At 35.0% G+C, this 11,800-nt stretch carries 7 protein-coding genes; all 7 read right to left on the minus strand.

The window, feature by feature from the left end; all coding sequences use genetic code 11:
- Nucleotides 1-74: 74 nt before the first annotated feature.
- The 7 genes from R2782_RS11060 to R2782_RS11090 all read right to left on the minus strand — a co-directional run bounded on the left by R2782_RS11060 (nt 75) and on the right by R2782_RS11090 (nt 11,639).
- Nucleotides 75-1,724: an alpha-amylase family glycosyl hydrolase gene (locus R2782_RS11060; protein WP_371268312.1), complete on the minus strand. Its 1,650-nt coding sequence runs from the start codon at nt 1,722-1,724 to the stop codon at nt 75-77.
- Nucleotides 1,724-4,120 (minus strand): TIM-barrel domain-containing protein, encoded by a 2,397-nt coding sequence (locus R2782_RS11065; RefSeq protein ID WP_371268313.1) that lies wholly within the window; start codon nt 4,118-4,120, stop codon nt 1,724-1,726. The genes R2782_RS11060 and R2782_RS11065 overlap by 1 nt, the downstream gene beginning before the upstream one ends.
- A gap of 3 nt (nt 4,121-4,123) precedes the next feature.
- Entirely contained in the window at nt 4,124-5,980 is a 1,857-nt protein-coding gene (locus R2782_RS11070) for a glycoside hydrolase family 13 protein (RefSeq protein ID WP_371268314.1), read from the minus strand.
- A gap of 60 nt (nt 5,981-6,040) precedes the next feature.
- Entirely contained in the window at nt 6,041-8,344 is a 2,304-nt protein-coding gene (locus R2782_RS11075) for a glycoside hydrolase family 65 protein (RefSeq protein WP_371268315.1), read from the minus strand.
- A 67-nt stretch (nt 8,345-8,411) separates the two neighbouring features.
- Nucleotides 8,412-9,068: a beta-phosphoglucomutase gene (gene pgmB, locus R2782_RS11080; protein ID WP_371268316.1), complete on the minus strand. Its 657-nt coding sequence runs from the start codon at nt 9,066-9,068 to the stop codon at nt 8,412-8,414.
- Nucleotides 9,068-10,414 (minus strand): MFS transporter, encoded by a 1,347-nt coding sequence (locus R2782_RS11085; protein ID WP_371268317.1) that lies wholly within the window; start codon nt 10,412-10,414, stop codon nt 9,068-9,070. Before R2782_RS11085 ends, pgmB begins: the two co-directional genes overlap by 1 nt.
- A gap of 199 nt (nt 10,415-10,613) precedes the next feature.
- Entirely contained in the window at nt 10,614-11,639 is a 1,026-nt protein-coding gene (locus tag R2782_RS11090) for a LacI family DNA-binding transcriptional regulator (RefSeq protein WP_371268318.1), read from the minus strand.
- Nucleotides 11,640-11,800 lie beyond the last annotated feature (161 nt).

Raw genomic sequence — 11,800 nt, forward strand, 5'->3', positions numbered from 1 at the left:
AAAAATGATTTAAAAAAAGCGTTTACAATCTGTTTGATTATAAACGCCTTTGAATTTGTTATAGTATTTTAATTTTACTTTCTCTCCAACAAAACAATCCCCATCTGACTATCAATCACCACTTTTCCTTCTTTTACAGTAGTTGAAATTCCTGAAAAAGCATCGTGAATTTCTGAACCATCTTCAAAAATGGTTGAGACATTGATTTCTTTTTTACCAAATGGCAACTCTAAACCAATGACTACTTTATCCGTAAAATCACCTTTGGTGAAGGTTCTGCTGAACGTGTAAAAAGGAGCTTTGGAAATTTCTTTATGAACTCCTGCTCCAACTGCCGGATGGTTTTTTCTAAACTGTCCGATTTTTTGAAAATGTGTCAATACATTTTTCGTATTTTGATTAGATTTAATATCGTCCCAATTCATAAACGAACGTAAAGTGGCATCGCCTTCGGCTCCTTCAATTTCCAAAGAACGTGCGGTTTCATCACCATAATACACTTGTGAAATTCCCGGGGTCAATAACAATTTGGTTCCGGCATCAAATGCTTTTTCTCTTTTTTTATCAAATGGCCAGCCGTCATCGTGAGACGTCACATAATTCATTACGCTTAAACCTTTCAAATCAGCACTTAAAATAGAAGCATAATTGCTGAAAAGTTCTTCATACGGTTTATTGGCATCGCCTTTAAAATCAAAATTGATGAGTGAAATAAAACCGTTTTCAAAGTAATTCACTTTTTTATCACCAAAATTATAGAGTTGTTTGCCACTGATACCGTACCCATATACTTCACCTACGATGAAAAAATTGTTGTCATCCAACACTTTTTCCGGATTATCTTTTTTATATTGAGCAAAAGCGTCTTTACAAACTTTTTCAAAATCAGGCCATACATCTTCGGTTGTATGTTTCACAGTATCTACGCGATAACCGTCAATTCCAAAATCGGTAATGTAGTCAGCCAACCATTTCATGATGTAATATTTCGGTGCTCTTGGATATCCGGTTCGTTTGAAAAATTCATCCAATTCGGCTACTTCTTGTTCGTAACGGCCTTCTTTTTTCCATTTTTCTACTAAAGCAGGCGGCAATTCTACGTTTTCATTGCTTTCGGTTTTAATGTCCGGTAGATTCTCTACTAACGTGCAATCGATGTAATTTTGATAACTGTCGTAAGAACATTTCGGACCGGTTCGCACCCAACTTTCCGGCCAAACCGGATCTAATTCGGTTACCGGTCCGGTATGATTAATCACAGCATCCAACACAATTCGGATGCCTTTGGCGTGAGCTTTTTCAACCAATTCTTTTAAATCCTCTTTTGTGCCGTAACTCGGATCGATGTTCGTCCAATCTTTAGTCCAATAGCCATGAAAACCATAGGAGTTTCCTGTTCCTTCATCCACAGAACCATGAATTTGTTCCACTACAGGCGTCATCCAAATGGCATTAATACCCAAATCGGTAAAATAACCTTCGTCGATTTTTTGTGTAATTCCTTTGATATCGCCACCCATGAAATTACGAAGCACTCCGGTTTCTTTATCTCTCGGAATAATCTTATCATTTTCAGGATTTCCATTGTTAAAGCGGTCGATTAGTAGGAAGTATAAATTCGCACCTTCCCAAACGAAGGGCGTTTCGATTTGAACGGTTTCTTTTTTGGGTGAACATCCTAGAAACATAGAAGTTAGGATTAGGGTGAAAAGTATTTTTTTCATTATAATTTTATTTTAATATTGGATTTGTTAGACGTCATAACATAGTCAAAAGTTAGTTTTTTAGCTATTTTATCATATTGAAACTTAACTTTTTTACCATCTATTAACAAAGATTTCGGTTTTTTAGATAACAAAAAAATATGAATCATACCTTTTTTTTCTTTGGAAGGAAATACGTTGCTTTCCATTGAAATGAAGAGTGATTTTTTTTCGATTTCTGTTTCACAAGTAAGTAATTCAGGATTATTTTCAGTTGAATTATTTCCTTCATCAAAATAGAATTGACGTTCGCTTGACGTTACTTTTTCATCAAAATAAAAATGTAAATCCAAGTTTGAATTTTGATAATTGTTCGTAGTTTGAACTACTTTTGTCATCGGAATCAAAACACCATTTCTCACAAAAGTTGGTATGTGAGTAGAAGCAACATTTATTTTTTCAGTTGAACCACCACTGTATTTTTTTGCGGAATAAATATCCGTCCAATTACCATTTTTAGGAAAATAAATTTCTTTCGTTGATTGTTTCCCTTCCATAATCGGGTAAATCAGGAAATCTTTTCCCCATAAGTAACCATCTGATTTGGTCAATAAGGCTTCATTTTCAGGTTCTTCAAAAAACAGCGGACGCATAAATGGTATACCGGTTTGCGAATTTTCATAAGCCAAACTGTAATTGTAGGGAAGCATTTGATAACGCAATTCAATCGCTTTTTTAGCTAATTTCTTTGCCCAATCACTTCTAAAAATCGGTTCAGAAGCCACATCTGATTGTGCATGCGGACGAAATATCGGATTGAAAACACCATATTGCAACCAACGTACATATAATTCGTCATCTAAATTGGCACCTGCGAATCCGCCCAAATCAGAATGCATATAAGCAAAACCTTGCATTCCCATTTGCAATGAAATTTCCACTTGACCGGAAAGTCCGCCCCAAGTACGATTCACATCGCCACTCCACGGAATCATTCCATAACGCTGCGAACCCGAATAACCGGAACGCATCAAAATAAAAGGTCTTTGCGTTGGAAAATCTTTCTGATATCCTTCAAAAACTAATTTTGCCCAATTGTGTCCGTAAATATTGTGTACTTCATCGGCTGTTCCATCATACGTTCTAGCGGCTGCCGGGAAAACTTCGGGTTCACCCAAATCGCCCCAAACACCGCTTACACCTTTGTTGGCTAAATCTCTGTAAATATCCCAAAACCATTTTTTGCCGGATGATTTAAAAATATCAATAATTCCGGTATTTCCAAAATAAAAATCATAGGTAAATGGCTTTCCGATAGAATCTGTTGCCAAGATTTTTTTATCCACCGCTTCTTGCCATTTTTTGGAAGTTGTCAAAATAAACGGTTCGGTTATAGGAATGGTTTTGATACCCATTTTAGAGAAGTCATCCACCATTTTTTCAAAAGTCGGAAAGCTGTCACGATACACTTCTAAATTCCCCATAGTGCCCTGAACTTCCTTCCCAAACCAATACAAATCTAAAATAATGGCATCAACGGGAATGTTTTCCTCTTTAAATTTTTGAATGGTTTTTCGTGCTTCAGCTTCCGAATGATAACCAAAACGAGAAGAGAAATTACCCAAGGCCCAACGTGGAGGCAAGGGTTGTCTACCCGTTAACTCAGTATAATTGGCAATCAAATTCTCCCATGAATTGCCTATAATGACTTGATAGGTTTTTCTGCCGGAAATGGTTTCATATTCCAACACATTTTCTTTTTTACTATCTAAATCCAAATAACCAATGGGAGCATTATCAAAATGAATCATGTATTTTTTGGATGAAATCACAATTGGAATGGTAAAATTCATTAATTCTGAACGTGTTTCGTATCCGTAATCTGCTCGGTTGTAAAGTGCTAATCGGTTGCCACGACGATTCATTCCCAACACTCTTGCTCCACCACCATATAGTTTTTCGGTAGCGTTGAGGTTGAACTGAATTACTTCGGTAGAATCATAAACAATGTTTCCTTTCACTTTTTCAAGCGGTTCATGTTTGCGTTTGAAGTAACCTAATTTTTCTGAAAGAAGTAATTCGCCCTTTTTGTAATACGAAATTTTAAATGGTGATTTTACAATCTGAACTTCTAAATGAGTAGTTTTAATTTCTAAATAATCCGTTGATTGTTTAAATTCAAACCTATTGTTGTTTGGTTTTAAAACAACTGCATGTGAATTTGGATTGAATTTTTCTCCTTTTGGAACGAAAGTAGTTTCAATGATTTTGTCATTGTATAATTGAAAAAAATACATTCCATCGGAAGTTTTTATTTCTAAAACATTTTCATTTAATTGATGAGAAAGGTATTTCCGATTTGCATTTTGAGCAAATCCAATTGTTGAAAGGAAAAATAGTAGAAAAAGTTTTTTCATTTGTTAATTCATTTTTGTAGTAAAAATAAAAGCTCCTTTTTGGTTCAAATTCAATTCATTATCCCAAATAAAATCTTCTCCGGTAAGGATGTTTTTGAATTTTTTACCATTCAAATTCAGTTCTTTATATATCGATAAATCTACTTTTGCCGATTCATTTTTGTTTAAAATAAAAACGACAATTTCATCATTCAACATTCTAAATAAAGTGTAAATTCCGTTATTTGGAGCAAAATGCATCGTTTTACCTTCGTGAATGGCTTTACTGTTTTTACGGTAATTTAAAATTTTGGATAAAAAGCTTTGCATATCTTTTTGCTCTGCGGTAAGTCCTTCGCCTGTAAAAGCATTGACTTTGTCGCCTTTCCAACCGCCGGGAAAATCGGTTCTGATTAAGCCGTGATCACCTGGTTTGGCGGTATTTTGCATCAAAATTTCTGTTCCGTAATAGAACTGCGGAATTCTTGGTAAAACCAAATAGGTAGCCAAAGCCATTTTAGTATTTTCAACATTTTCTTCCAATTGAGTAAAAATGCGATCCATGTCGTGATTGTCCGGAAAAATCATGATGTCTTTTGGCGAAGCATAATGAAAATCGTTGGCTAAACCGTCGTAAATTTTTGCTAATCCTTTGTCCCAACTTTCTTTTTCTTTGATGGCTTGCGGAATGAGGGTTTGCATGGCAAAATCCATTGTTGAACGCAAATTCGATTCGTAACCATCTTTATTATTTGCTCCTTTTTGCCAATAGCCAATCAATAACGGATTCGAACTCCATTCTTCGCCAACAATGTTAAAATTTGGATATTCATTCATGATTGCTCCAGCCCAATTGCTCATAAACGTTTTGTCAGGATAAGGATAGGTGTCTTGGCGTATTCCACCTAAATTAAGTGTTTCAATCCACCAAATGCTATTTTGAATGATATATTTTGCCAAGAAAGGATTGCGTTGATTCAAATCGGGCATGGAAGAAACAAACCAACCGTCTGCCATTTCTCTTTTGTCTTTTTTGGAAGCGTATAAATCTTGGTTGCTGGTTCTTCGGTGATTGGAAGTGATATATTTTTTATCTTTTTGAAACAATTCTTGATAATTCACCCAATCGGTAAAAGGCAAATCTTTCATCCACCAATGTTCGCTGCCGCAATGGTTTGCCACTTGATCCATGATGAATTTCATACCATTTTGTTTCAATTTCTCGGCTAGATTTTTATAATCCGTTAACGTTCCAAATCTCGGGTCAACTTGATAAAAATCGGTCATGGCATAGCCGTGATACGAACCACTTTTCATGTCATTGGTCAGGACTGGTGTTGGCCAAACAGCTGTAAATCCTAAGTTTTTGATATAGTCAATATGATTGATAATTCCTTGAATATCACCGCCGTGACGTTTGTAGTCGTGCGTTCGGTCTAAAGTTGTTTCGTTCATCGTTTTCACCACATCGTTTGCTTCATTTCCGTTGGCAAAACGGTCTGGTGTGATGAGGTAAATGGCATCGGAACTATTGAAGCCGATGAAATCTTCGGAAGGTTTTGACTTTGATTTTAATTCGTAGGATTGTGTAATTTTTTTTCCTCTATCCAATTCAAAAATGATATTGAATTTTCCCGGCTTAGTGGATTTATCAATTTTTACATCGACAAATAAGAAGTTCGGACTTTTAGCTTTATGAACTTTGGTTATTGAAATACCAGTATAGGAAATTTTTGGAGTTGCATTTCCGATATTGGGATGATGTATAAGTAATTGCAGATTTTTGTTTTTAAATCCAATCCACCAATTAGGTGGTTCAATCCGATTGACTTGAGCAAAAGCTGAAGTTGATAGAAGTAAAAAAATAAGTAGCTTTTTCATTATCGTAGAAATTAAAAACCCTTTTAGAGTTCGAAACTCTAAAAGGGTTAATCGAGTTATTTAAACCGTAACAAGACTATCCGGTTCTACCAAGATCTCTTTTCCGTTAACAAAAACAATAATTGGTTTATTGCCTTCTAATGAAAATTTTGTTTCGTTGGCATGAACGGAGACTTTTAATATTTGGTTTCTGAAGTTAATTTTAAATGAATATCCTTTCCATTGTGTTGGGATTTTTGGTTCAAAATGCAAAGTGTCATTATTCACACGCATACCACCAAATCCTTCTACAATACTCATCCAAGTTCCGGCCATTGAAGTGATGTGTAAACCTTCGTGTACTTCTTTATTGTAATCATCTAAATCCAAACGGGAAGTGCGTAAATAGAAGGTGTAAGCCTGTTCCATTCTGCCCAAAACAGCGGCTTGAATGGAGTGAACACAAGGCGAAAGCGAACTTTCGTGAACAGTAAAAGGTTCGTAAAAATCAAAATGTTTTTCCAACTGTTCTTTGCTGAAATGATCTTCAAAGAAATAGAATCCTTGCAACGTATCCGCTTGTTTGATGTATGGTGAACGCAAAATTCTATCCCAAGACCATTTTTGATTGATGGGTCGCTGACTCTTATCTAAATCATGCACTTTTACCAACTCTTTATCTAAAAATCCATCCTGCTGTAAATAAACACCATGTTCTTCAGAATATGGAAAATACATGTTATCCGCTACTTCTTTCCAGTGGCTAATTTCCGTAGTGGAAAGTTTTACTTTATTTAAAATTCGGGTGTAATCTGACGAATATTCTTTTTCGATTTTTTGAATTTGTTCTACCGTGTAATCAATACACCATTTAGCAATATAGTTGGTATACCAATTGTTATTTACGTTATTTTCATACTCATTTGGACCCGTAACCCCTAAAATCACATACTGATTTCTGTAAGTCGAGTAAGTTGCTCTTTGGTGCCAAAAACGTGCAATTCCGATTAACACTTCTAACCCTTTTTCTGGAATGTAGCTATAATCTCCGGTGAAACGATAGTAGTTAAAAATGGCAAAAGCGATTGCTCCATTTCGGTGAATTTCTTCAAACGTAATTTCCCATTCGTTGTGGCATTCTTCACCGTTCATGGTCACCATCGGATACAACGCAGCTCCGTTTTTAAAACCTAATTTTCCGGCATTTTCAATCGCTTTATCCAATTGATTATAACGATAGGTTAATAAATTTCTAGCTACTTGTTGATCTTTAGTTGCCATATAAAAAGGAATGCAATACGCTTCGGTGTCCCAATAGGTAGAACCACCATATTTTTCTCCGGTAAATCCTTTCGGACCAATATTTAAACGAGAATCTTTTCCTAAATAGGTTTGATTTAATTGAAAAATGTTGAAACGAATCCCCTGTTGAGCTTTCACATCACCATCAATGGTAATATCGCTCATTTCCCAAATTTTTGCCCACGCTTTGATTTGGTCTTCTAATAATTGGTTGTAACCGATAGAAATTGCATCAGATAAAACTTTTTTAGCCGCATCTTCAGTGTTTTTATGATTCATTGAAACCGTATAACCACCTATTTTTTGAATGGTAGCCGATTGATTTTGTGCAATTGAAACGTCATACGAAAATTCAATTTTATCATGTGAAGAAATTATGTCAGAAGGAGTAGCATTTGCAGTTTTCCCATCCATCAAAATAGAATTATGCATGAATGTGGTTGCCGTAAAATTTGTTTTGAACGTTCTAGCGGTTACAAAAGCTTCGTTTTGATTATTTTTTACGTTTAATGGTTCCCAAAACTTTTCTTCCCAATTGGCATCTTCGTTGTGTACTCCGGCATCTAGGTACGGTTTGAAAACAATCTTTGCATCCCGATTTAAAGCCGTAACTTGATAATTAATGACACCCACTTCATCCAAATCCAACGAAAGAAAACGACGTACTTGCACATCAATTTCAGTTCCGTTTTGAAGCGTTGCAACAAATGAACGATGATACCAACCTTCTCTCATATTCAATTCTCTGCGGAATTTTTTTACTGCTTTACAATTTGCCAAATCCAAATTTTCACCGTTGATTTCGATGTTAATTCCTATCCAGTTAGGTGCATTAAGTACTTTGGCAAAGTATTCAGGATAACCGTTTTTCCACCAACCCACTTTGGTTTTATCGGGATAATAAATTCCGGCAATATAACTTCCTTGGAAAGTTTTTCCGGAATACTTTTCTTCAAAATTCGCACGTTGTCCCATGGCACCGTTTCCAATGCTGAACAAACTTTCGGAAGACTTAACCAGGTCTTGCTCAAATCCTTCTTCAATAATCGACCAGTTATCTGGTATGATATAATCTTGGTTCATTAATTTTAGTTTTAAAAGTTTCAAGTTTTGTTGAATAATTTTAAAATCTCGAAAACTTTAATTTTTACTATTTATTTATTAGGTTTTGTATAAAATTTAAATCGATGTGCGTAAAATCGGGGAAAACAAACTGAGCTTCATGCAAAATAGTTTCATCTCCAATTCCAACACTTATCATCCCAGCAATATTTGCGGCTTGAATTCCCGCAACAGAGTCTTCAAAAACGATACATTTTTCGTTTTGAAAATTAACTTTTTTAGCTCCTTGTAAAAAAACTTCCGGGTCAGGTTTTGCATTTGACACATCATTTCCATCAACAATAGCATCAAAAAAGTCAATAATTTTGGCTTTTTCCAAAATCGGTTTTGCATTTTTACTAGCAGAACCTAATACAATTTTTTGATTGTTTTCTTTTAAGTAAATCAAGACAGGTAAAACTCCCGGCAAAATTTCACTCTCATCCATGTTAACTAAATAAGAAAGGTAGTCTTCGTTTTTTTGAACAAGCCATACGTCTTTGTCTTCTTGTGAAGCATTGATATTTCCCAAGGCTAAAATTATATCAAGAGAACGAACACGGCTTACACCTTTTAATTCTTCATTATGTTCGGGAGTAAATTCTATTCCGAGTTGATGAGCAATCTTTTGCCATGCTAGATAATGGTATTTAGCCGTATCAACGATTACACCGTCTAAGTCGAATATGAAACATTTTTGATTCATTAGTTTTGTACTACATCATCCACATCTTTTACTTTATAAACTAAAGCTGCGGCAATTAAGAAACTGACACCGCTCGTTACTAAAGCAAAAATAGCATGATCATTATATAAATATTTAACCAATAATCCTCCGATGAGGGCATTAATAATCTGTGGAATTACGATAAAGAAATTGAAAATCCCCATGTAAACACCCATTTTTTTCGGATGAATAGAACCCGCTAAAATGGCATAAGGCATTGCTAAAATACTTGCCCAGGCTACACCAACACAAACCATTGAAAAAATCAAGGCTTCTTTATTAGGCATAAAATACATGGAAATTAATCCTATACCACCAATAATTAAAGAAATAGCGTGTGTTTTTTTTCTGCCGACTTTTTTGGCAATGTAGGGAAGTGTAAAAGCAAAAATCATGGATACAAAGTTGTACACACCAAATAAGGTACCAACCCAGTTTCCGGCTTCATCAAACAATGGATTTTTTACGTCATCAGATGCTAAGCCATAAATATGTTGAGCAATAGCCGGAGTAGTAAACACCCACATTCCAAAAAGTCCAAACCATGAAAAGAATTGAACCATACTTAACTGCCTCATAGTCGTTGGCATTTTAGCAAAATCTTCAAAAATGTCCAATAATCTTGCCGGCTTTTCGTCTCCTAAGGCCTCTTGATGAGCTTTTTCATCTGAAAATTGTGCCAATTCCTCAGGAGAATATTCTTTGGTGGTAACAACTGTAACCAAAATGGTTAAGATTAATATAATAGCACCAATTACAAATGACCATATGAGGTAATTTGGAATTCCGGATTCGGTCTCGCCAGTCATTCCTAACCATTCTAAAAAGGAAGGTAATATTGAGCCAACAACAGCACCCATTCCAATAAGGGCTGTTTGGATGCTAAAACCTAATGTGCGTTGATCGGTTCTAAGATTATCTCCCACTAAAGCCCGGAAAGGTTCCATAGCAATGTTAAAGGACACATCCATAATCATCAACATACCTGCACCTACCCAAAGAGCAGGTAAAAAGGCAATAAAAATTTCTGATTGAGGCATGAGAATTAATCCAATAGAGGCAAGAACCGCACCTAAAAGAAAAAAAGGTTTTCTTCTCCCAAACTTACTCCAAGTATTGTCACTGTAATGTCCAATAATGGGTTGAACTATTAGTCCCGTTAGAGGTGCTATAATCCAAAACCATGAAAGTTCATGTACATCGGCTCCAAACTTTTGAAGAATTCTACTTGCGTTGGCATTTTGGAGGGCAAAACCCATTTGAATTCCCAGAAAACCGAAACTCATGTTCCAAATTTCCCAAAAACTTAACTTACGCTTTTCCATTATCGTAATTGGTTGATTAATAATACGATAAGCGATTTATGGCTTATCAAAACTTTGGTTCGAAGTAAAAATACAAGCTTTGATAATGAGTACAAATATAGTTTTTTTTTAAACCGAAATTATTTTTTTGAAAAAATATTCTTAGTTAAAAAGAGGTTGCTAAAATTTCAAGTCAAACAAAATCAATGGTTTGCGGTTACTACAACGTTGGCGTAGATTCTCTTTCTACTAAGTGTGTTTCGATAATTTCTGTACGATAAAGTTCGTCATCTTCGTCTTCACTTTCCAAACGATCGATTAACATTTTTGCGGCTTTTCCACCCATTTTAATACCGTTTTGACTTACGGTGGTAATGCTTGGCGAGGAATATTTTGAAATAATTCCGTCGGTAAACCCAACAATTGCAATATCATCTGGTATTTTTAACCCAATTTTTAAAGCAGATTTAATTGCTGTGACGGCAAATAGTTCATTGACAGCAAAAACGGCATCAATTTTTTGGTTTTGAATCAAATTTTCAATCAAACCTTCACAATTGTCTATGTCTTCAATTTTTAAAATGATAGATGAATCAACTTTTAAGTCATTTGTTTTCAAAGCTTTCATATAACCGTCTGTTCTAAGTTTGCCAACACTCACATAATCAACAGTTGTTATGAGAGCTATTTTTTTCATGCCCTTGTCAATTAAAGTTTGTACGGCTTGGAAGGCTGCTAAATTATCATCAATAATTACTTTATCACAATGAATATCGTTAGTAACACGATCAAACATTACCACAGGCATTCCTTGGTTAATAACTTCCGTGATATGATGAAAATCTTTCTTTAACTGAGTTTCTTTTGATAAAGACATTATAAATCCGTCGATGCTGCCATTGGCTAACATTTCCATGTTGATAACTTCTTTATCAAACGATTCGTCCGATAAGCAAACTATTACGTTATAACCATGTTCATTGGCAACATTTTCTACGCCACTGATTACAGTAGCAAAAAAGTGATGTACAATTTCCGGAATAATGATTCCGATTGTTTTAGTTTTTTTATTTTTTAGACTAAGAGCAATATTGTTTGGTTTGTAATTGTATAATTTAGCAAATGCCTGTACTTTTTGTCGAGTATCTTCACTTATTTCGGCACTGTCTTTCAGGGATTTTGAAACGGTAGAAATCGAAACATCCAATTCTTTGGCTATTTGTTTTAACGTAACTTTTCTTTTCATACTTTTTTTAGCTTTTTAATGATTTGCGAATAAAGGTAAATTATATTTTTTAGAATCGGAATTTTTAGCTCAAAAACACCTCATATCCTAAAAGTTTTCAACACGAAAACGTTTTCGGGAGATGTTTAACAGTTGTTTGTTAGAAAAGACAAAAATTTTGC

The organism is Flavobacterium sp. (assembly GCF_041392085.1).
Lineage (GTDB): Bacteria > Bacteroidota > Bacteroidia > Flavobacteriales > Flavobacteriaceae > Flavobacterium.

Excerpts from the sequence above, each read along its gene's own strand:
- R2782_RS11090 (WP_371268318.1), bottom strand. The coding sequence starts at position 11,639 with ATGAAAAGAAAAGTTACGTTAAAACAAATAGCCAAAGAATTGGATGTT.
- R2782_RS11075 (WP_371268315.1), bottom strand. The coding sequence starts at position 8,344 with ATGAACCAAGATTATATCATACCAGATAACTGGTCGATTATTGAAGAA.
- R2782_RS11060 (WP_371268312.1), bottom strand. The coding sequence starts at position 1,724 with ATGAAAAAAATACTTTTCACCCTAATCCTAACTTCTATGTTTCTAGGA.
- pgmB (WP_371268316.1), bottom strand. The coding sequence starts at position 9,068 with ATGAATCAAAAATGTTTCATATTCGACTTAGACGGTGTAATCGTTGAT.
- R2782_RS11070 (WP_371268314.1), bottom strand. The coding sequence starts at position 5,980 with ATGAAAAAGCTACTTATTTTTTTACTTCTATCAACTTCAGCTTTTGCT.
- R2782_RS11085 (WP_371268317.1), bottom strand. The coding sequence starts at position 10,414 with ATGGAAAAGCGTAAGTTAAGTTTTTGGGAAATTTGGAACATGAGTTTC.
- R2782_RS11065 (WP_371268313.1), bottom strand. The coding sequence starts at position 4,120 with ATGAAAAAACTTTTTCTACTATTTTTCCTTTCAACAATTGGATTTGCT.